Here is a 20,001-nt window from a genome sequence, read left to right as displayed (position 1 = left end):
ATGGTCAGGCTAGACGCTGTGCCGTGGTGAAGGCGAGCAGCAGGCCGGCGGTCTCGCCGGGGGCCTCCAGCATGGGTATGTGCCCGACGCCGGGCAGGGTGTCGATGCGGGCGCCGGGTACGGCACGGTACTGCTGGACGGAGGCGGGATCCCAGCGCGGGTCGGAGTCTCCGAAGATCGCCTGGATCGGGAGGCCGAGTGGGGCGAGCCGGTCGGGGATGCCGCGTTCGGTCAGGTAGGCGGTGTTGCTGTCGAGGACCTGGCGGAGTGTGCGGTAGCGGATGCGGCGCAGGTCGGCGACCACGTGGCCGGGCGGGTCGATCGGGCGGGCGCAGGTGGCGGCGATGCCGCGGCGGATCAGGGTGCTGGTGCGCAGCTTCCACACGACCGGTCCGGCCGGTGGGGTGAGCAGCAGGCGCAGGATGGGCGGTTCGGGCAGGGCCGCGTCCATGGTGGGGCCGCAGCTGATCAGGGTGAGGGAGCTGATGAGGCCGGGCCGGCGGGTGGCGAGGGCGGTGGCGATGTAGCCGCCGCTGGAGTGCGTCGCCACGGACACGCGGTGGGTTCCGATCGCGTCGAGGGTTTCGGCGAGGCGGTCGGCTTGATGGGGTACGGCGTACGAGGCCGCACCGGCTGAGCGGCCGTTTCCGGGCCGGCCGGTCGAGGACGCGATGGCCGAGCGGCCGTGTCCGGGCAGGTCGACGCGGATGAGGCGGTGGTGTGCGGCGAGCGCCGGGATCATCGGTGCCCAGAATCCGCCGGAGGCTCCGGAACCGTGGATGAGCAGCAGGGGCGGTGCGTCCGGTGGTCCATCGTTGACGACATGAATCAATGCGGTCATGTGGTCATGTTGTCCACACGTACACATGTCGTCTTGGATTTATGTCGTCAATGCTGAGGGGACTGTGGAGCAGGTGGCCTCGGCGTGCGGGCCGTGTGCGGTCTTCTCGACCAGGACGACGTTGCCGCCGATGGTGACCCGGCAGCCGATGGTGGTGTCGGTGCTGCTGCCGGTGGCGCGGGCGGTGAGGGTGACCAGCATGACCGGTTCGGTGAGCGAGCGGGTCGTGGTGGTGCGCCACGGTGTCTCGGCGCGCAGTTGCGTGGGGGTCTGGCCGTACTCGTACGCATAGGTGATGTCGGCCTTGCCCTTGCCGGTCACCTCGAAGAGCACCTCGACCGGCGCTTCCAGCAGGGTGGCCCGGTCGGGTGTGCTGGGTGCCGTGATCGGCGGTGGGGCCTGTTCGGAGGATCCGCCGAATCCGCAGGCGAGGCCACCACCGGCGAGGGCGATGAGAGTGATGGCGGTGATGGGGTTGCGCACGCCGCGATCATGCCAGGACCGCGGTGCCCGTGAGGGGCGCCCATGCGGTGTCCGCCGTTGCGCGCGGCATGGTGCTGGTGGGAAGGGCCCCTCGCGTTTACTGATGGTGGTTGGGCGGCGCCGGCCGGGCTGGTCCTATCGGGTTGCCAGGTGGCGGCATTCGTCCTGGTCGTAGGGGAGTCCGGCGTCGCGGAAGCGGAGTGAGCAGCTGCCGTCGTAGGGTTGCCAGAGGCGGTCATCGGTGGTTGCCGTTGGCCAGGACGCGGGCCAGGGCGACCGTGGTGAGGCCGGCGGCGACGACGGTGAGCAGGCCGACGCGGAGTCCGGCCCGGTCGGCGAGGAAGCCGACGACCAGCGGGGAGAGCAGGAAGCCGCCGCGCAGCATCCAGCTGACGATCATGAGGCCGGTTCCGGGGGAGAGGCCGGGGAGTTCGTCGGCGGTGTGCATGGCGGCCGGTACGAGGGTGGCGACGCCGAATCCGGCCAGGGCGAAGCCGAGGAGCGCGGCCGGGACGGACGGGACGGTGAGGGCGGCGCCCATGCTGATCGCGGCGAGGGCGGCGCCGGCGCGGACGACGGTGCGCTGGCCGAAGCGGTCGACGACACGGTCGCCGGTGAGGCGGCCGACGGTCATGGCGGTTTGCAGTGCGACGACGGCGAGTCCGGCGGTGGCGGCGCCGGCGTGCAGGTCGGTGAGGTAGATGGCGCCCCAGGAGGCGCCGGCGTCCTCGACGAGGACGCCGCACGCGGCGAGGATCCCGAGGACGGCGAGCAGCGGTACGGCGCGGGAGTTGACGTGTGTTCCGGTGCCGGGAGAGCGTTCGGTGTCGTCAGGGCCGGGCAGCGTGTAGCGGTAGGCGATCAGGGCGACCGCGCTGAACAGTGCTGCGGAGATGGCCAGATGCAGGCTGAGGGGCAGGTTCAGGCCGGCGGCGGCGGAGCCCATGAGGCCGCCGAGGACGGCGCCGATGCTCCAGACGCCGTGCAGGGAGTTGACGATGGAGCGGCCGTAGAGGCGCTGGACGCGCAGGCCGTGGGAGTTCTGGGCGACGTCGACGATGGAGTCGAGGGCGCCGACGACGAACAGGACGGCGGCGAGGGTGTAGACGTTGGGCGCCACGGCTGTGCCGAGGATGGCGATCGTGGTGAGGACGATGCCGAAGGCGCCGGCGCGGGCGGATCCGAAGCGGCGGATGGCGGTGGCGGCGAGGAGCCCGGCGAGCAGGGCGCCGATCGGGAAGGCGGCGATGGCGGCGCCGAGGGCGGTGTTGGTGAGGCCGAGGTCGGCTTTGATCTGTGGGTAGCGGGGGACGACGTTGAAGAAGATCGCGCCGTTGGTGAGGAACAGGGCGGCGACGGCGGCGCGGGCGTGGCGGGCCTGCCGGGTGGGTGGGGCGGCGGCGAGGGCGGTCAAGATCGACTCCGAGATGTGGGGGTGGGCTTCGCCCGTACCGGAAGAAAAGCGCGTTCAGCGCAGGTAGCGCTCGATGGCGTGGCGGATCTGGGCCGGCGTCATCGGCTCGGTGGAGAGCGCGCTGTGCAGGGTGAGGCCTTCGATGAGGGCGTCGACCTCGCGGGCGGTGGTCGGGTCGAAATGGCGTTCGAGGGCGTCGCGGCTGCGCTGCATCCACGCCTGGGTGACGGCTCTGAGGCGCGGGTTGCGGGCCGCGGCGACGTAGAGCTCGACGGTGAGCACCAGGTCGTGGCCGGGGCTGAGCAGGTCGCCGGCGACCAGGCCGACGACGGCTTCGACGGCTTCGTCGCGGGTGCGGGCGGCGGTGAGGCGCTCGTCGAAGACGCGGGCGATGCCGTCGGCGTGCCGGGTGAACGCCTCGGCGAGGATCTCGTCGAGGCTTGCGAAGTGGTAGGTCATCGAGCCGAGCGGCACGTCGGCGGCGCGGGCGATTTCCCGGTGGCTGGCGCCTGCCACGCCACGTTGCGCGATCACCTGCAACGCGGCGTCGATGAGGCGGTCGCGCCGGTGCGGATCATGCCGCCGGGTTCGCCGGGCGGTCGCGGTGGGCGCGGGGTCGCTCATGGTGAGGAGATGGTACGGACGACGCGCGCCGGATTGCCGACGGCCACCACGTTGGCGGGCAGGTCCCTGGTGACCACGGAGCCGGCGCCGACGACGGTGTTGTCGCCGATGGTGACGCCGGGCAGGACGATGGCGCCGCTGCCGAGCCACACGTTGTCGCCGATGACGATGGGTTCGGCGGCCTCCCACTTGTCGCGGCGCGGCTGCGGGTCGACAGGGTGGGTCGGGGTGAGCAGCTGCACGTTGGTGCCGATCTGCACGTCCTCGCCGATGGTGATCGGGGCGACGTCGAGGGCGATCAGGCCGTAGTTGGCGAAGGTGCGGGCGCCGATGCGGATGTGGCTGCCGTAGTCGACCCGCAACGGTGGCCGGATGTCGACGCCGTCGCCGATCTCGCCGAGCAGTTCTTCGAGGATGCGGCGGCGTTCGGCCGGATTGCGGGCGGAGGTGGCGTTGTAGGCGTCGGTGAGGTCCATGGCGCGCAGGCTGGCCTCGGCCAGTTCGGGGTCGTCGGCGATGTAGAGGTCGCCGGCGAGCATCCGGTCGCGCATGCTGCGGCTGTCGGTGTTCATATGTACGACAGTACACATCATGCGTACGCTCGTACATAGTGATTGATGCAGAATGCTCGGGTGACCTTGCACGAGGGTGAGCTCGCTGTCGACGAGTCCGTGGTCCGGGCGCTACTGGCGGACCAGTGCCCCGAATGGGCCGGGTTGTCCCTGGCCAGGGCCGGTGCCGGGACCGAGAATACGATGTACCGGCTGGGGGATGAGCTGCTGGTGCGGCTGCCGCGGACCCCGGACCGGGCCGCGCCGCTGCGCAAGGAACGGCAGTGGCTGCCCCGGATGGCGCCGCTGCTGCCGTGTGCGATTCCCGCGCCGGTGCATGCGGGAGCTCCCGCACCGGTCTATCCGTCGGAGTGGGCGGTGTACCGGTGGATCGACGGTGTGGAGGCGTCACCGGAGAGCGTGCAGGACTGGGCGGCGTTCGGTGCGGACCTGGCCGGATTCGTGCGGGCGCTGCACGGCATCGACCTGATGGGTGCGAGGCGGGCCGGGGAGCTGAGCTGGTACCGCGGCGGCGGCCTGCGTGACTGTGACGACTGGGTGAACTCGGCGTTCACGGACTGTCGCAGGCTCGCCGGGGCGGAACTCGACGTGGACACTCTGGAGTCGTACTGGCGCGACGGGCTGGCCCTTCCTGGTTCACCGGCCGCCCAGGTGTGGATGCACGCCGATCTCAAACCCACGAACCTGCTGGTGGGGGCGGACGGGCGACTGCGGGCGGTGATCGACTGGGGCAGTCTCACGGTGGGATTGCCGGACGCTGAGCACTCCACGGTGTGGGATCTGCCGGCGGGTGCGCGTCACGCGTACCGGGAAGGTCTTGAACTGGACGACGCGACCTGGACGCGCGCTCGTGCCTGGGCCGTCGCGGTGGCCGCGAGCGGGGTCGCCTACTACTGGGACACGTTCCCGGCGTTCGTGGTCGAGTGCCGGGCCCGCCTCGCGAACATCCTTTCTGCCTAGAATCCTAGGATGGCTTAGCGGCAGTGCGGCAAGCCGCACCCAATCCAAAACACAAAGGACGGCTTCGCCAACAACACCTAAAGAGCAATTGGCCGGTACGAGAGGATGAAGTCCACCAGCTCGGCGACACTCGCGTGCTGGAGGTGCTCCGGCGGGTGGTAGAAGACGGAGACGGCGGCCGGGCGGACCGTGTTCGTCTCGAACAGGTGCACGTAGAAGTCGGTGTCCGGGTCGACGGCGACAATCCGCTCGGCGATCTCCACCAGCTCGTCACGGGTGATGTCCGGGACCTTCGGGAACGAGGGCCGGGCCGCCTCGCGCGCGAACTCCTCCAGCGTCTGGGCGGAGTGGTAGCCGCGGAAGTCGTATTCGCCGTAGCCGGTGTCGGTGTCGGTGTCGGCGTTGAACGCCTCGATCAGGGTGGTCGCATCCTCGCCGCGCTCGAGGCGGTCCTCGATGGCGGTGATGGCGTCGGCGAGTTCGGCGAGGCGTGCGGCCGGGATGCGGGGCGGCAGCAGTTCGGGGCGCAGTTGCACGGCCGCATTCCATCACGGCCGTCATCGAGTCAGGCGAGGTCGCGGCGAACCCGGGCCATCGCGGTGGCGAGATGTGGGGCGACCGCGTGGACCGCTGCCAGGTCGGTGCGCTGATTCAGCAGGTGGGCCCAGAGCACGGCACGGCCCGCCTCGTTGATCTCGACCGCCTCGCCGCAGTGGTGGCCGGCGGAGAGGACGGCCGCGGTGGCGTCATTGCTGACGTCGGCGACCTGGGCGAGCCGGAATTCCTGGTCGGCCCGTGGGACGCCGGGCCAGGCGACGGCCGGCAGCAGGTCCACGGCCTGCCGGGCGGCGTGATCGGCGCCTGCGGTGTCGTCGGCTGTCGTGCGGGCGGCGATCAGTGCGTGTGCCGCCTGGATTCGGACGGCGGGTGCGGCGGTCGGGTGGTTCGCGGCGGCCGTGAGGAGTGTGCCGGCCCGGTCGAGGTCGGTGTGGTCGCCGCGGGTGGACCAGCGGGCGAGTCTTGCGGCGGCGGCGGAGATCGAGTGTTCGGCGTGGTCGGGGTGTTCGGGTGGGGTCGTGGCGACGGCCTCCTCGGCCGAGGTGATCGCGGTGTGCAGGTTCTCCGGGGTTCCGCGAAGGGCGTGGACGGCGAGGTGGGCGCGGGCGAGTGCGGTGAGGGTTGCGGGGCGGTGAGCGCTGCCGCGGGCTTCCTCGACGGCTGCTTCGAGTTCCGGGAGCATGCGGGTGACCAGGGCGAGCGCGCCGGGTTGCCGTTCGGCGGTTTCGAGGATCTGTGCCCAGTTCGCGATGACGATCGGGCGGATGGCGGGGGCGGTGTCGAGTAGGTCGAGGAGTCGTTCGTAGTGGGCGGCCGCGCGTTCGCGGGACTGTGGGTCGTGGGTGCGCTGGTGGTGTTCGACTTCGAGGGCGGCGAGGTGTGCCAGGTAGCCGCTGTATTCGGGGTGGTCCTGCCGGGTGTGGTCGACGACGTCGATGGCGAGGTGCAGTGCCTCGTCGAGGTCGGTGCGAGTGCCGAGGTCGCGGTGGCGGAGCATGTGGATCGAGCTGAGCATGTAGGCGATTTTGGGGCGGACGGCGGCGGGTGCGTCCTGGTGGGCGCTGCGGGCGAGGGTGATCGCTTCGTCGAGGTTGTCGTGGTTGCGGGTGATGTCGTAGCGCAGTCGTAGCGTGAAGGCCAGGTTGGATCGGAGTGCGGGGAGCATGCCGGGTTCGGTGTGGCGGGCCAGGTCGGCGGCGGCGTGCAGGTGGTTCAGGGTGGCGTCCAGGTCGGCCAGGTCCTGGGTGTGCTGGAATCGGGCGTTGTGGACGCCGGCCAGGCTGGTGTGGAAGGCGAGTGGGAGTGGTGCCGTCGGTCCGGCCTGGTCGAGTTGTTGCCGGCCGAGTGTGATCGCGTCGTCGAGGTGGGTGGGGTCGGCGCTGGTCAGGAAGAGGGCGCGGAGGCAGGCCATCAGGTTCGCGGTCACCGGCGGGCGCAGGGGGTGGTCGTTGGGCAGTGTTGTCAGTGCGTGCCGGTAGTGGTGGGCGGCTCGGGGGAGTTCGTGGGCGTCCGCGCCGCCGGAGGTGACGTAGGCCTGGAAGATGCGTTCCGCGTCGGCGAGGGGGTCGTCTTCGTCGGGCATCTGGTGCGCCCTTCGGGTCGGGGAGGCAGCGGGAGGGTAACCGTACGCCTTGACCTTGACACTGTGGCAACGTCTTGACTGGGTGTATGGGCATTGTTGATGGGTTGGGTGCGGCGGCGTCGTCGGTGCGGTTGCGGGCGGTGATGGCTGCGGGGACGAGTGCGGAGCCGGGGCTGTTGGAGGCGCTGGTGGGGCGGTGTGCGGTGGAGCCGGATTTCTTCGTGCGGGACATGCTCACGTGGGCGTTGACGCGGTTGCCGGCTGAGGTGACGGTGCCGCGGTTGGTGGTGGAGTTGGGGTCTTCGGTTGCTCAGGCGCGGAGTCAGGCTCTGCACACGTTGTCGAAGATCGGGGACCGGAGTGTGTATCCGGTGGTTTCCGGGGCGTTGCTGCATGACGGGGACGATGAGGTGGCGCGGGCGGCGTGGCGTACGGCGGTGGCGCTGGTCCCCGAGGGGGAAGGTGAGCGGCTCGCGGGGGAGTTGGTCCGGGAGTTCGGGCGTGGGGACCGGGAGCGGCGGTTGAGTTTGAGCCGGGCGCTGGTCGGGTTGGGTTCGGTGGTCGAGCCGGTGCTGGAGGCCGCGATGGGGAGTGTGGATGAGGCGGTGCGGGAGCATGCGGCGGCGACGGGGGTGTTGTTGCGGGACCCGGAGGTGGGTTTCGATGCGGCTGTTCATGAGGCGACGCGGATCATGGCTTTGGGGTAGCGGGTGTTGATCGGTGAGGTGGCGCGGCGTTCGGGGGTTAGTTCCCGGATGCTGCGCCATTACGAGTCTCTGGGGTTGGTGCGGCCGACCGGGCGGACGGTGGGTGGGTATCGGGAGTATCGGGCGGAGGATCTGCGGCGGATTTTCGAGGTGGAGGCGTTGCGGTCGTTGGGGTTGTCGTTGCGGCAGGTGGGGCAGGCGCTGGAGGATCCGGGGTTCGAGCCGGCGGTGTTGATCGGTGAGTTGATCCGGTGGGCTGAGGATCGGGTGCGGCGGGAGCGGGAGCTGTTGGAGCGGCTTCGTGCGGTGGATGCGTCGTCGCCTGCGGGGTGGCCGGATGTGTTGCGGATCGTGGAGTTGATGCGGGGGTTGGGGTCGCCGGATGCGGCGCGGCGGCAGCAGGCGGTTTTGGCTGGTGAGGATGTGGCGGTGCCGGTGGAGTTACTGGCGGGGGCGGTGCTGGCCGAGGCGGATCCGAATGTGGCGGGTGCGTTGCGGTGGGCGTTGGCGCGTTCCGGTGGTGAGGGGGTGTCGAGCCTGGCGGTGGGGGTGTCGTCGGAGGATGCGGTGGTGCGGCGGCGGGCGGTGGTGGCGCTGGGTGAGATGCCGGGTGATGAGGTGGTGGCGGTGTTGGTGGATGCGCTCGGTGATGTGGAGGTGTCGGTGCGGGGGCCGGCGGCGTTGGCGTTGGGGTCGCGGGGTGTGGTGGCGGCGGTTCCGGTGCTGGTCGGGATGGTGGTCGATGGTGTGAATGATGTGGAGGCGGCTGAGGTTCTGGGTGGGTTGGCGGGGGCCGGGCACGTGGCGGGGATCGTTTCGGCGTTGGCTGGTGAGTTGGCGGCTCATGCCGGGGATCAGGCGGTGCGGATTCGGTTGGTGCAGGCGTTGGCGGAGTTGCCGGGGGATGTCGCGCGGGGGCTTTTGGAGGAGTTGGCGGGTGACGGTGACCGGGCGGTGGCGTTGTTGCGGGGACGTTGTTGCAGCGCCCGCTCTGAAGTGCGAAAAGCGCGGCGATCTTGGACGTTTGACCACCTCGTCGGGTGGTCAAACGTCCAAGATCGCCGCGCTTTGGGTTTTGCGCCAGTCCTGCGGACGGGTGGAGATCGCGGGATGGGCGGCGCGGAAGCGGGGGTGCGGCCTAACGGGTGGCGGGGGCGGGCGTGGCGGCGCTGCCTACCGGGCGGCGGCGGGTGAGGGGGTGGAGGGCGGCGAGCATGAGCAGGCCGGTGAGTGGGAGCAGGTTGAGGTCGACGGCGGCGAGCAGGACGGCGGTGAGCAGGAGGACGGGGCTCCACCAGGGCAGTGGTTTGGTGAGGGCGGCGAGGATGACGATGCCGATGAAGAACAGTTGCGGGCCGATGTCGTAGATGGCGAGTTGGATGCCGGGCAGGTCGGTGAAGCCGTGCTGCAGGGTGACGAGTTCGGTGCGGTCGGCGGCGATGGCGGCCTGGGTGATGTCGGCGCTGAACTGGATGATCGAGGCGGTCAGGCCGAGCAGGGTGGCGGCGGTGACGGTTTCGCGTAGTGGGCCGGGGCGGGTGTGGGCGCGCAGGTGCCAGATGATCGGGATGAACAGGAGCATGCCGGCGAGGCCGAAGAGGTGGGCGAGTTGCCAGTCGGCGCCGGGGCCGTACTGGTCGTCGAGTCGGCCGATGATGCGGGTGATTCCGTAGGCGGTCATGGCGAGGGGGCCGAGCAGGAGTGCGGCGCGTGTCATGTGGACGATCCTGGTGGTGGTGGGCCCTGGGGCGCCTCCGGGTGGGGACCCGGAGAGTTCCCGGAGGCGGTGACCCTTAGATCGTCAGGAAGGTGGGTGGGTCGTGGCGCAGGAAGTCGTGGTGGGAGATGTCCCAGCCGTAGGCGCCGGCGCGGGCGAAGACGAGTAGGTCGCCGGTGCGCAGCCGGGTGATGTGCTGGCCGCGGGTGAGGACGTCGCGGGGGGTGCAGAGTTCGCCGACGGCGTCGACTTCGGTGTCGGTGACGGACAGGCGGGGGTACGGGTGGGGCCAGTCGTCGACGGGTAGGACGGTGAAGGGGTGGCTGTAGCCCCAGGCGGCGGGGAGCCGGAAGTGGTGGGTGCCGCCGCGGAGGACGGCGAAGGTGCGGCCGTGGGTGGTTTTGAGGTCGAGGACTTCGGTGGCGTACCAGCCTGCGTCGGCGGTGAGCCAGCGGCCGGGTTCGAGGATCAGTTCCAGGCTGTCGGGGACTGTCACTGAGGCCAGTGGGCTGAGGTCGATCGACTGGTCGGACTGGTAGTCGATGCCGAGTCCTCCGCCGGCGTTGACGATGCGGATGCTCAGCCCGTACCGATGCGCGGTTTTGAGGGACCAGCCGATCGCTTCGGTGAGGAAGGCGGCGTGCGCGTGGCCGTCGAGGTTGTTGGAGACGGCGTGCAGGTGGAAGCCGATGACCTGGAGTCCGTCGGGCAGGTTTTCGAGGATGTCGGGGAGTTGGGTTTCGTCGATGCCGAACGGGGTGGGGACGCCGGTCATGGTGTGGCTGCCGGACAGGGCGGGGCCGGCCCGGTTGATGCGCAGGCAGATGTCGCCGCGGTGGCCGAGGGCGGCGAGGCGGCGTAGTTCGTGGGCGCTTTCGACGTTGATGAGGGCGCCGGCCTGGGTGGCGGCGGCGAGTTCGGTGTCGGTTTTGGCGGGGCCGCCGAAGGCGATGCGGCGGGCGCCGGCTTGGACGGCCAGGGCGAGTTCGCCTCCGGAGGCGACTTCCAGACCGTCGCAGGCCTCGGCGAGGGTACGGACGACGTGCGGGTGTCCGTTGGCTTTCACCGCGTACAGGAATGTGGTTCTGGCGGGAAGCGCGGCTCGCAGCAGGGTGGCGCGTGCGCGCAGGGCCCGGGTGTCGTAGAGGTAGGCGCAGCGGGGTGCCGGCAGTTGGCGCAGCAGGTCGTCGTGGTCAGACATGCAGCGGGTTCTTCACGGGGATGTGGATGTCGCCGGTGCCGGCGAGGCGCATGCGCACGAGTGCCTTGTGGGGGACGGTGGGGGCGGTGAGCCAGGTGTGGTCGGCGGTGGCGTGGGGGTGGGTGCCGAGGGCGTCGTAGGTTTCGTCGACGACGGCGCGGATGAGCCGCCAGGCGTGGTTTTCGTCGAGGTTGTGGGTTTCGCCGAGGCGGATGACGAGTTCGCCGAGGTGGGCCTGGAGTGCGGTGTAGCCGAGTTTGGCGCGCAGGATTTCGGTGTCGTCGGTGGTGATGACGCTGCCGGGCCACAGGTCGATGGTGTGGCCGGCCTGGTGGAGGCGGCCGGGGTGCAGGCGTAGGCCGGCGAAGTCGCGTAGGGCGAGGCGGTGGGGGTGTCCGCCGAGGAAGGTGGGCAGGCAGTTCTGGAGGTGGGCTTCGAGGGCGATGCCGTGGGTGGCGAGCCGCAGTAGTGGGGGGAGCAGGAGGCGGGTGTAGTCGGTGAGCCAGGTGGCGGGGTTGCCGCCGGTGGCGTCGACGAGGCCGGCGAGGACGGTGGTGTGGGTGGCGGGGTCGTAGGCGGGCAGGGCGCCGCCGGGGATGGCGTGTTCGCCGGGTTGGAGGCGGCCGGTGAGGCCGGTGCGGGTGATGGCGGACAGGTCGCGGCCGGATCCGGCGGGTACGGCGGCGCCGGCGGTTTCGGTCATGAGGATCAGGCGGTGGCCGTCGGGGTCGTCGTCGACGAGTTTGTGCAGGAGGTGGGAGAGGGCGGGGCCGTTGCGGGTGGAGGCGACGCTGATGTTGCGGCGGGTGGAGGTGACCTGGATGTCGAGGCTGACTTTGAGGTAGGTGCCGCCGGGGAGCAGGAGGGTGCGCAGGGCGGCGGTGGGGATGGCGTCGAGGTGGCCGTCGATGCGGCGCAGCGTGCCGTCGGTGAACAGGTCGGTGTAGCGGTGCAGGACGGTGTCGTGTTGCCAGGCGTGGACGGGTTGGATCCGGTAGCCGGGGGGTGCTTGCGGCAGGTTGAGCCAGGTGCTGAGGTCGTCGCCGAGGTGGGCGTGGTCTTGGACGGCGATGAAGCGGATGGCGGTGTGGCCGGCTTCGAGGTCGTGGGCGAGGACGTCGGCGGTGTCCCAGCCGAGGCGGGTGCGGCCGCAGGGGTGCAGGTTGTGGCCGGCGACGGCGAGGCGTTCCAGGTGGATGGCGGTGGTGTCGGGGTCGGCGTCGGCGGGGATGCGCGCGTCGTAGCGGGCGAGGGCGACGGCGAGGTTGAGGACGGCGTTGCGGATCTCGGCGGTCATGGTGCCGGTGGTGTCGATGCCGGTGAGCAGGTCGACGGGGTCGTCGACGCCGGCGGTCGGGTATTCGACGCGGTGGAAGGCGTGGGTGCGGCCGCCGGTGGTCTGTGGGGTGAGGTTTTCGCGGACGAGGGCGGCGCGCAGGCGGCGGCCGACGGTGTCGGCGGCGTGGGGCAGGTGGTTGAGGAAGCCGTCGACGAGGTGGGGTGCGTGGACGGTGAGGGCGGCTTCGGTGTGGGCCGCGGCGGTGGCGATGCGGATCATGGGTGGTCCTTTTCGCGGGGTGGCTCAGGCGAATGCGGCCATCGGGTTGGGTAGGTGGGTCCATTGGTCGTGCAGGGGGTCGGCGGCCAGGCGCATGGCGGTGGTGGCTTTGACCGGCAGGGGGTCGGTGCGCAGTTTCGGGTCGGTGTGGTGCAGGGCGGTGGCGAGTAGTTGCCAGAGCCGGTCGGGTTCGGCGTGGTGGTGGTGGCTCAGTGCGGTGATGGTCTGGCGGGCGACGGTGGCGAGGGCGGCTGCGGCGAGTTTGGTGCGCAGTTCGGCGGGGTCGTCGGTGGGTAGGTCGCCGTGCAGGTCGGGGGCGCCGGCGTCGGTGTGGACGCGGATGCCGCCGAGGTCGCGGTAGACGGTTCTGGTGGGGCGGCCGTCGGAGAGCACGATGAGGGTGTTCTGGCCGTGGGCTTCCAGGGCGACGCCGCGGTTCAGGATGGTGGCGAGGGGGGCGAACAGGACGGTGGTGAGGTCGGTGAAGAAGGTGTAGGGGTCGTCGATGGTGTCGAGGATGGCGGGGGTGGTGGCGAGGACGCCGAGGGGGATGGCGCCGGGTGGTGGGGCTTGGCGGATGAGGTGGGCGAGGTGCCGGTCGGGGCCGTGGTCGGTGATGGCGGCGCCGGCTTCGGTTTCGGTGAGGACGTCGAGTGGCAGGTCGGCGGTGAGCCGGTTGAGGAAGGCGGAGAGGCGGGGGCCGTTGTGGACGGCGGCGGGGGAGACGGTGCGGATGGCGGAGGTCATCTGGATGTCGACGGCGGTTTTGATGTGGGGGCCGCCGTCGATGGGGGCGACGGTGCGCAGGGACATGAGGGGGCGTACGGGGGTGGTGGGGCCGTCGTCGGTGAGCCACGGGTGCTGGTCGAGGAGGTGGGCGGCTTGCCAGGGGTGGGCGTAGAGGATCGGGTTGGCGGTGCCGTACCAGCGGTTCGGTGGGACGCGGAGGCGGCGCAGGGGGAAGGTGGGGTGGTGTTCGGGGGCGTAGGCGAGCAGGTCGGCGACGGTCATGCCGGTGCGGGTGCGGCAGCAGGGGTGCAGGGGGTGGCCGTCGACGAGGAGTTGTTCGATGCGGCCGGGTTCGTGTGGTGTGGCCATGACCGCGGGGGTGGGGTTGGCGGCGCGGGCGAGTGCCAGGTTGGCGACGCTGTTGGCGATCTCGGTTCTTAACGCGCTGCCGGGCCACAGTTGGGCGGTCAGGGCCGCCGGGTCGGTCATGTCGAGGCCGTCCACCAGCACGGTGAGGCCGGCCGGTGGTTCGGTGAAGGGGGTTGCGGCGGTGGTGGGGTAGGTGACGGTGGTGTGGGTGAACCGGAGGTGGGTGCGGCCGTTGTGGTGGTGGCGGGTTTGCAGGCCGGGCAGGGGTTCGTGTTCGAGGGCGAGCAGCAGCCGGGCCAGGATGGCGGCGTGGGCGCCGGGTAGGGCGGTGTCGTAGCCGGTGAGCAGGTCGGGGCGCAGGTCGGCGAGTTGCGTTCGGGTGCCGGCGGGGTCGGCGGTGGGGGTCGGCACGTGCTTATTGTCGCGGTCGGGGCGGTGGGTGTCCGGCGGGGACACTGCGGCAGCGGTGGTGATCACATTCGGGGATTTCCCCCACGCCGCTAATCCGATAAATTCTCGTATTCATTGGTGAAGGGGTGTGTGTCGTGGACGTCGACGTCATCGTGGTGGGGGCCGGCCTGGCCGGATTGGCGGCGGCCCGCGAGCTCACCGCCGCCGGTAAGAGCGTGGCGCTGGTCGACCAGGAGAATCCGGCGAACCTGGGCGGGCAGGCGTGGTGGTCGTTCGGTGGCCTGTTCTTCGTCGGCAGCCCCGAACAGAAGCGGGCCCGCATCACCGACAGCGTCGAGTTGGCCTGGCGGGACTGGAGCAACAGCGCCGGCTTCGACCGGCTCGGCCCCGGCGCCGAGGACGAGTGGGCGGTCAAGTGGGCGCGGGCGTACGTCGAGTTCGCGGCCGGCGAGAAACGGTCCTGGCTGTCCGGGATGGGGTTGAGGTGGCTGCCGTTCGCCGGCTGGGCCGAACGCGGTGACCTGCGCGCCGACGGTCACGGCAACTCGGTGCCGCGGTTCCACGTCACCTGGGGCACCGGCACCGGCGTGGTCGCCCCGTTCGCGGCGGCCGCGCTGGAGGCGGCCGGTACCGGCCGGCTGCGGTTGCACCACCGGCACCGGGTCGACGAGCTGATCGTCGAGGCCGGCGCGGTCGTCGGGGTGCGCGGGGTGCTGCTGGCCGCCGACGACTCGGCCCGCGGTGTGGCCTCCAACCGGGAGGTGGTCGGCGACTTCGAACTGCGGGCGCAGGCGGTGATCGTCACGACCGGCGGGATCGGCGCCAACCACGATCTGGTGCGCGAGTACTGGCCGGACCGGCTCGGCACCCCGCCGGCGAGCATGATCACCGGTGTTCCGGCGTATGTCGACGGCCGGATGCTCGGCATCGCCGAGACCGCCGGGGTGCGGCTGGTCAACCGCGACCGCATGTGGCACTACGTCGAAGGTGTCCGCAACTGGAACCCGATCTGGCCCGGCCACGGCATCCGGATCCTGTCCGCGCCGTCGCCGATGTGGTTCGACGCGCTCGGCCGCCGCCTGCCGGCCCCGTATTTTCCCAGCTACGACACTCTCGGCACGCTCAAGTACCTGCGGTCGACCGGTTACGACCACTCCTGGTTCGTGCTGTCGCAGAAAATTATCGAGAAGGAGTTCGCGCTGTCCGGCAGTGAGCAGAACCCGGACGTGACCGCCGGCGACCGGCGCGGCTTCCTCAAGGAGCGGATCTTCGGCAAGGGCGCGCCGGCCCCGGTCGAGGCGTTCAAAGCGCACGGCGCCGACTTCGTGGTCGCCGACAACCTCGACGACCTGGTCGCCGGCATGAACAAGCTGACCGAACAGCCGCTGCTCGACGCGGGAACGCTGCGCACGCAGATCGAGGCGCGGGACTCGCAGATCGCCAACAAGGTCACCAAGGACGCGCAGGTGCAGGGCATCCACAACTCGCGCCGCTACCTCGGCGACCGGATCGGGCGTACGGCGGCCCCGCACCGGATCCTCGACCCGGCGGCCGGACCGCTGATCGGCGTGAAACTGCACATCCTCACCCGTAAGACGCTCGGCGGCATCCAGACCGACCTGAACTCGCGGGCGCTCGGCGCCGACGGGGCGCCGATCCCCGGCCTGTACGCGGCCGGGGAGGTCGCCGGATTCGGTGGCGGCGGCGTGCACGGCTACAACGCCCTGGAAGGCACCTTCCTGGGTGGCTGCCTGTTCTCCGGCCGGGCGGCCGGGCGGCACGCGGCCGCCAGCCTCTGACCGGACAGGTGGGCGGCCGGTCGGCCGCCTACCTGCCGGGCTCCTCCAAGGTCGCGGCCAGGCTGCTCAGCCGGGCGGCGAGCCGCGGTGCGGCGGCCCGCAGGTCCGTCATGGCCGCACGAGACTCGAGCACCTGCGACCACAGCACCGCCCGTCCCTGTTCGATCAGATCCGCCGCGAGTTGCGGCCGGGCCGCGGCAACGGCAACGGCGCAGGCGTCGCCGACCACGTCGGGGCTGAGGCTGAGCAGCCGTTCCCGGCTGGTGCGGCCCAGGCCCCGCCAGGCGAGCCTGGGCAGCAGCCGCACACCGTTGCCGTAGCCGTCGAGGCTGGCGTCGAGGCGGCCGCGGCGAAACGCGAGACGGCCCCAGAACGCCGACATCTCGACCCGGTGCAGCGGCGGCGCCGCGTCGTCGGTCGCCGTCTCGCGCAGCAGTTCGAGCACCTCGTCGCCGGGCAGGTCCGGCCGGTGCTCGTGGAGCCGTGACAGGGCGACGGCGAGGTTGGCCGTCACCATCCGGTCGGCCGGGCCGCCCGATCGGGCCGAGCGCATCTCGCGCAACATCGCGACGGCCTCCACCAGCGGTCGCGTGTCCCCGTGCGCCGACGACACGTCCATCAGCGTCAACGCGAGGTTCAGCGGAACATACCCGTGGCGTGGGGCGGGCTGGTCCGGCCGGGCCGCCTCGCGGAGCAACGTCTCGGCTCTGTCCAGCGCGGCGGCATCGGCGTCGAGCAGATACCTGTGGCGGTACAGCAGGCCGCTGTTGTTGGCGACCAGCACCCGGGCGGGGTGGGCCGCCGGCGTGGCGGCCAGCGCTGTGTCGGCGAGTCGTGTCGCGACGGCCAGCCAGCCACGATCGCGGGTGAACCCGATCAGGGTGTTGGCCACGGCGAGACCGTTGGCCATCAGTACCGGCCCGTTCTGGCCGTCGGCAGGCATGGCGTCGAAGACCGATCCGGTCAGCGTGGCCGCTTGCTCCAGGTCGCTCGTGTCGTAGTGGTGCTGGAAGCGAGCCAGCAGGGCACGGCTCAACGCGAGGGTGCACATCGCCCCGTCCAGGCGGTCGACCGGCAGTCCGGCGGCCGCGCGGCGGGCGCGGGCCACCGCCTCGTCGACGATTCTCCGGTCGCCGTCGCGTTCGTGGCGCAGCAGCAGCACCTGGCACAGCTCCATCTCCAACCCGGCCCGTTCGGGGTCTGCCGGTGCGGCGGCGTCGAGGCCGTCACGCAGCGCTGTCGCCGCCGCCGCCAGGTCGCCGACCGAACCGCTGGCCTCGTAGCGCAGCCGGTAGGTTTGACCGAGCACCCGTAGCGCGTAGCTCAGGTAGCCGGCGGCCGGAGCCTGCCGGATGTCTGCTTGCAGCAGGTCGATCGCCTCGGTGACGTCGCGGTCGTCGCCGAGGCGCGCATAGCGTTCACCGAGCGCCTCCGCGACGTTGGCCCGCCAGATGTAGTGCTCCGGGTGGTCGGCGCCGGTCGATGCGGCGGCTGCGCGCCGTAGCTCGATGCAGTCGTCGAGAAAGCGTGTCTGGCCCGTCGCCCGCCAGAGCTCTTTGCGGACCGCTCCGGCCAGGTCGACCGTCGTCGCATACCGTGGATGCTGAGGTGGGGTGAGATCCAGCGCCCGCTGCGTCGCGTCGAGCGCGGTTTCGAGGTCGGCCGGATCCTTGGTCCACTCGTACGACGACAGCAGCACCTTGCCCCGGACGGCCAGGAAACGCGGCAGGTTGCCGTCGTGCCGGCGGGCCAGGCTCAGCGCCTGCCCGGCGAGGTCCGCGGCCTCGTCCAGGTCGGCGCGTTCACCGCTCTGGTCGTAGCGGCGCCACAGCGCGTCGGCCAGGTTCGACAGCGCCAGGGGACGCAGCCGATACCTGGCCGGCATCGCCGCCACCGCCTGCCGGCCCGTCTCGATGCTGCCGCTGTCGGCGATCGGCACACCGGTCCAGGTGCTTCGCATCTGGAGTGCGGCGGCGAGATTCGACAGGTATGTCGCGTAGGCCGCGCCTCGCGGCCGCATGGTCGAGAGCCCCTGTCGCAGCATCGCGATCGCTTCGTCGAGCATGTCGACCGAGCCGCTCTGGTCCGCCAGCATGAGAAGCGATGTCCCCTGGGCGGCGCGGCCGAAGAATCTCTCCAACATGCTCTGCTCTGACGGACCGGCTAGCTTGCCAGGATCTTGGCCTCGACCTGCGGGTCGAGGCCGGGCGCCGGCCGGTCGGCGCGCTGCGGTGCACCGCCCGGCAGGGTTTGCAGCCACGCCCACGTGGCGGTGACCGTGTCGCGGACCGGCCGGCAGGACAGGCCGGCGGCGATCGCTTTGCTGACGTCGCCCTGGTGCATGAACGCGTACCCGGCCTCGGGGGTCAGCCAGATCGGCAGCTGCGTCCACGGCTGCACGCCGGCGGCGACGATGTCCTCGCCCGGCAGCCACCGCAGGTCGGCGTGGCCGCCGGTCACCTCGTTGGCGACGTCCAGCAGTTCGCCCATGGTGGTGTGGCCGGGTGGGCTGACCACGTTGAACGGGCCGTGCCGTCCGGCGGCGTCGAGCAGGAACGCGGCCAGGTCGCGGACGTCGATGTACTGCAAGGCGAGGTCGCGGGGGCCGGGCGCCACGGTGGGGCCACCCTGATGGAGCCGGTTGAGCCACCACGGCAGGCGGCCGATGTCCTCGTACGGGCCGAGGATCAGCCCGGCACGCGCCAGCAGGACCGGGCCGTCGAACGCGGCGGTCGCGATCTCGGCGCGCAGCTTGTCACCGGCGTAGCCGGGGTCGTCGACGTCGGCCAGGGGTGAGTCCTCGGCCAGCGGCGGGTGGCCGGGATCCCACCGGTGGACCGAGCGGCTGGAGACGTACACGTAATGGGCCGCCCGGCCGGACAGCAGCGACGCCGCCGCGCCGACCGCTGAGGCTTCGGCCGACCAGGTGTCGATCACCGTGTCCCAGGTGCCGTCGCGCAGCGCGTCCAGGCCGCCGTCGGCCGAGCGGTCGCCGACCAGGGTGGTCACCCCGGCTACCGGGTCGTGCAGGCCCCGGTTGAACACCGTCACGTCGTGGCCGCGGGCCACCGCCAGTTCGGCGGCGGCCCGCCCGACGAAACCACTTCCACCCAGCACCAGAATCCGCATACCGGCGAGCCTGCCCGACAGCGTGGCGACACGCCCAGGCGGCTCTGCCGACAGCAGAGGGCGTCAGCCGGCGGCCAGGAACGTCTCGATCGCCTCGACGACCAGGGCGTGGTCGTCGGCCTGCGGCAGCCCGGACACGGTGACCACCCCGATCACCCCGGCGTTCGCGAGCCGTACCGGGAACGCGCCGCCGTGCGCCGCGAACCGGGCCGGGTCGACACCCTGGGAGGCGTCGAGCTGGCGGCCCTTCGCGGCGAGACGGCGGCCCACCAGGTAGGAGGAGGCGCCGAACCGGTAGACGACACGGACCTTGCGCTCGATCCAGGTGTCGTTGTCGGCGGTCGAACCGGGCAGCCCGGCGTGGAACAGCTGCTGGGGCCCGCGGCGGATGTCGACGGCCACCGGCAGTCGCCGCTCGGTGGCCAGGTTCACCAGCAGGCAGCCCAGCGCGAACGCGTCGGCCTCGGTGAAGCTCTCGAACACCAGCCGCGCCTCCTGCTGCTCGATGTCGTTGATCAACTGGTCCAGGTCGTCGCTCATGGAACCCATTCTGTCGTTCTAGCTTTCCTGCCAGTGCAGGTATCCCAGCCGGGCGATCAGTGCCAGCACCACCACCAGCAGCACGATCCGGACGAAGCCGGCGCCGCGTTTCAACGCCATCCGGGCGCCGATCACCGCACCGAGCACGTTGCACACCGCCATGCCCAGGCCCAGTTTCCAGGCGACATGGCCGGTCGCGGCGAACACGACCAGCGCACCCAGGTTCGTCGCCGTGTTGACGATCTTCGCCATCGCCGAGCCGTGCACGAAGTCGGCGCCGACGATTCCGGTGAACGCCAGGACGAGGAAGGTGCCGGTGCCCGGGCCGATCAGCCCGTCGTAGGTGGCGATGACACCGCCGGCCACGGCCACCGCGACACCCCGGCGCCACGGCGTGCGTTTCTCCGGGTGCTCCATCAACCCCATCTGCGGGCGTACGGTGACGAACACCGCCACCGCCACCAGCACCCCGATGATCACCGGCCGGAACGCGGTCGCCGGGATCCCACCGGCCAGCAGCGCCCCACAACCGGAACAGATCAGCGCCAGCGCCGCCGACGGGCCCGCCACCCGCCAGTCGATCTTCGTGCGGCGGGCGTAGGTGACGGCCGCCGTGCTCGTGCCGCAGATCGCCGTCAATTTGTTGGTACCCAGCGCCGTCGCCGTCGGCAGATGCGGCGCGGCCAGCATCAGCGCCGGCAGCAGCAACAGCCCGCCCCCGCCGACGACCGCGTCCACCCAGCCCGCCGCCGCGGCCGCCACCAGCAGCGTGGCGATCACCGGCGGCCCCGCTGCCTCTGCAGCCAG

At 71.3% G+C, this 20,001-nt stretch carries 18 protein-coding genes and 1 pseudogene; 4 read left to right on the top strand and 15 right to left on the bottom strand.

All coding sequences use genetic code 11. The features are described 5' to 3' along the window. Positions 1–4 precede the first annotated feature (4 nt). From BJ964_RS35610 to BJ964_RS35590, 5 genes are all read right to left on the bottom strand, one after another. Positions 5–841 (bottom strand): alpha/beta fold hydrolase, encoded by an 837-nt coding sequence (locus tag BJ964_RS35610; RefSeq protein ID WP_223149668.1) that lies wholly within the window; start codon positions 839–841, stop codon positions 5–7. 39 nt (positions 842–880) lie between these two features. Next, positions 881–1,324 (bottom strand): MmpS family transport accessory protein, encoded by a 444-nt coding sequence (locus BJ964_RS35605; protein WP_188124742.1) that lies wholly within the window; start codon positions 1,322–1,324, stop codon positions 881–883. A gap of 235 nt (positions 1,325–1,559) precedes the next feature. Then, positions 1,560–2,738, bottom strand: coding sequence for an MFS transporter (locus BJ964_RS35600; RefSeq protein WP_188124741.1), 1,179 nt, complete (start codon positions 2,736–2,738; stop codon positions 1,560–1,562). 54 nt (positions 2,739–2,792) lie between these two features. Continuing rightward, positions 2,793–3,362, bottom strand: coding sequence for a TetR/AcrR family transcriptional regulator (locus tag BJ964_RS35595; RefSeq protein ID WP_188124740.1), 570 nt, complete (start codon positions 3,360–3,362; stop codon positions 2,793–2,795). Further along, positions 3,359–3,934, bottom strand: coding sequence for a sugar O-acetyltransferase (locus tag BJ964_RS35590; protein ID WP_188124739.1), 576 nt, complete (start codon positions 3,932–3,934; stop codon positions 3,359–3,361). Before BJ964_RS35590 ends, BJ964_RS35595 begins: the two co-directional genes overlap by 4 nt. 60 nt (positions 3,935–3,994) lie before the next feature. On the opposite strand from BJ964_RS35590, the gene BJ964_RS35585 reads away from it, so the two are divergent. Beyond that, the gene (locus tag BJ964_RS35585; RefSeq protein WP_188124738.1) at positions 3,995–4,894 is read left to right on the top strand and encodes an aminoglycoside phosphotransferase family protein; all 900 of its coding nucleotides are present in this window, start codon (positions 3,995–3,997) and stop codon (positions 4,892–4,894) included. A 77-nt stretch (positions 4,895–4,971) separates the two neighbouring features. On the opposite strand, the gene BJ964_RS35580 is transcribed toward BJ964_RS35585, so the two are convergent. Together BJ964_RS35580 and BJ964_RS35575 are read right to left on the bottom strand one after the other, a co-directional pair. Beyond that, a complete protein-coding gene (locus BJ964_RS35580; RefSeq protein ID WP_188124737.1) occupies positions 4,972–5,430 on the bottom strand; it encodes a hypothetical protein in 459 nt (152 codons plus the stop codon). A gap of 29 nt (positions 5,431–5,459) precedes the next feature. Beyond that, positions 5,460–7,034, bottom strand: a complete 1,575-nt coding sequence (locus tag BJ964_RS35575; RefSeq protein ID WP_188124736.1) for an ATP-binding protein — start codon at positions 7,032–7,034, stop codon at positions 5,460–5,462. Between the two features lie 86 nt (positions 7,035–7,120). On the opposite strand from BJ964_RS35575, the gene BJ964_RS35570 reads away from it, so the two are divergent. Both BJ964_RS35570 and BJ964_RS35565 read left to right on the top strand, forming a co-directional pair. Beyond that, positions 7,121–7,741, top strand: coding sequence for a HEAT repeat domain-containing protein (locus tag BJ964_RS35570; RefSeq protein WP_188124735.1), 621 nt, complete (start codon positions 7,121–7,123; stop codon positions 7,739–7,741). A gap of 3 nt (positions 7,742–7,744) precedes the next feature. Further along, positions 7,745–8,704 (top strand): annotated as a pseudogene (locus BJ964_RS35565) (MerR family transcriptional regulator); the annotation flags it as partial. Positions 8,705–8,879: 175 nt separating this feature from the next. Here the strand turns inward: BJ964_RS35565 and BJ964_RS35560 are convergent. From BJ964_RS35560 to BJ964_RS35545, 4 genes are all read right to left on the bottom strand, one after another. Then, complete coding sequence (locus tag BJ964_RS35560) at positions 8,880–9,458, bottom strand: hypothetical protein (RefSeq protein WP_188124733.1); 579 nt, start codon at positions 9,456–9,458, stop codon at positions 8,880–8,882. 76 nt (positions 9,459–9,534) lie between these two features. Continuing rightward, a complete protein-coding gene (locus BJ964_RS35555) occupies positions 9,535–10,659 on the bottom strand; it encodes an alanine racemase (RefSeq protein ID WP_188124732.1) in 1,125 nt (374 codons plus the stop codon). Then, the gene (locus tag BJ964_RS35550; protein WP_188124731.1) at positions 10,652–12,217 is read right to left on the bottom strand and encodes an IucA/IucC family protein; all 1,566 of its coding nucleotides are present in this window, start codon (positions 12,215–12,217) and stop codon (positions 10,652–10,654) included. The genes BJ964_RS35555 and BJ964_RS35550 overlap by 8 nt, the downstream gene beginning before the upstream one ends. 24 nt (positions 12,218–12,241) lie before the next feature. Continuing rightward, entirely contained in the window at positions 12,242–13,726 is a 1,485-nt protein-coding gene (locus tag BJ964_RS35545; protein ID WP_229807252.1) for an IucA/IucC family siderophore biosynthesis protein, read from the bottom strand. 134 nt (positions 13,727–13,860) lie between these two features. Here BJ964_RS35545 and BJ964_RS35540 point away from each other — a divergent pair, with 134 nt between their 5' ends. Further along, a complete protein-coding gene (locus BJ964_RS35540; protein ID WP_188124730.1) occupies positions 13,861–15,525 on the top strand; it encodes an FAD-binding dehydrogenase in 1,665 nt (554 codons plus the stop codon). 28 nt (positions 15,526–15,553) lie between these two features. Here the strand turns inward: BJ964_RS35540 and BJ964_RS35535 are convergent, their stop codons facing one another. The 4 genes from BJ964_RS35535 to BJ964_RS35520 form a co-directional block, all read right to left on the bottom strand. After that, positions 15,554–17,668 (bottom strand): ATP-binding protein, encoded by a 2,115-nt coding sequence (locus BJ964_RS35535; protein WP_188124729.1) that lies wholly within the window; start codon positions 17,666–17,668, stop codon positions 15,554–15,556. Positions 17,669–17,688: 20 nt separating this feature from the next. Then, positions 17,689–18,654, bottom strand: coding sequence for a Rossmann-fold NAD(P)-binding domain-containing protein (locus tag BJ964_RS35530; protein WP_188124728.1), 966 nt, complete (start codon positions 18,652–18,654; stop codon positions 17,689–17,691). 63 nt (positions 18,655–18,717) lie between these two features. Beyond that, positions 18,718–19,194, bottom strand: coding sequence for a heme-degrading domain-containing protein (locus tag BJ964_RS35525; RefSeq protein WP_188124727.1), 477 nt, complete (start codon positions 19,192–19,194; stop codon positions 18,718–18,720). A gap of 18 nt (positions 19,195–19,212) precedes the next feature. Next, positions 19,213–19,974, bottom strand: coding sequence for a sulfite exporter TauE/SafE family protein (locus BJ964_RS35520; RefSeq protein ID WP_188124726.1), 762 nt, complete (start codon positions 19,972–19,974; stop codon positions 19,213–19,215). Between the last annotated feature and the right edge of the window lie 27 nt (positions 19,975–20,001).

The sequence above is a fragment of the Actinoplanes lobatus genome (genome assembly GCF_014205215.1).
Lineage (GTDB): Bacteria > Actinomycetota > Actinomycetes > Mycobacteriales > Micromonosporaceae > Actinoplanes > Actinoplanes lobatus.
This window is presented reverse-complemented; position numbering and strand designations above follow the sequence as displayed.

Bases quoted from the DNA above. Each gene is read 5' to 3' on its own strand.
- BJ964_RS35610 (WP_223149668.1), bottom strand. From the start codon at position 841: ATGACCGCATTGATTCATGTCGTCAACGATGGACCACCGGACGCACCG.
- BJ964_RS35595 (WP_188124740.1), bottom strand. From the start codon at position 3,362: ATGAGCGACCCCGCGCCCACCGCGACCGCCCGGCGAACCCGGCGGCAT.
- BJ964_RS35590 (WP_188124739.1), bottom strand. From the start codon at position 3,934: ATGAACACCGACAGCCGCAGCATGCGCGACCGGATGCTCGCCGGCGAC.
- BJ964_RS35575 (WP_188124736.1), bottom strand. From the start codon at position 7,034: ATGCCCGACGAAGACGACCCCCTCGCCGACGCGGAACGCATCTTCCAG.
- BJ964_RS35570 (WP_188124735.1), top strand. From the start codon at position 7,121: ATGGGCATTGTTGATGGGTTGGGTGCGGCGGCGTCGTCGGTGCGGTTG.
- BJ964_RS35560 (WP_188124733.1), bottom strand. From the start codon at position 9,458: ATGACACGCGCCGCACTCCTGCTCGGCCCCCTCGCCATGACCGCCTAC.
- BJ964_RS35555 (WP_188124732.1), bottom strand. From the start codon at position 10,659: ATGTCTGACCACGACGACCTGCTGCGCCAACTGCCGGCACCCCGCTGC.
- BJ964_RS35550 (WP_188124731.1), bottom strand. From the start codon at position 12,217: ATGATCCGCATCGCCACCGCCGCGGCCCACACCGAAGCCGCCCTCACC.
- BJ964_RS35535 (WP_188124729.1), bottom strand. From the start codon at position 17,668: ATGTTGGAGAGATTCTTCGGCCGCGCCGCCCAGGGGACATCGCTTCTC.
- BJ964_RS35530 (WP_188124728.1), bottom strand. From the start codon at position 18,654: ATGCGGATTCTGGTGCTGGGTGGAAGTGGTTTCGTCGGGCGGGCCGCC.
- BJ964_RS35525 (WP_188124727.1), bottom strand. From the start codon at position 19,194: ATGAGCGACGACCTGGACCAGTTGATCAACGACATCGAGCAGCAGGAG.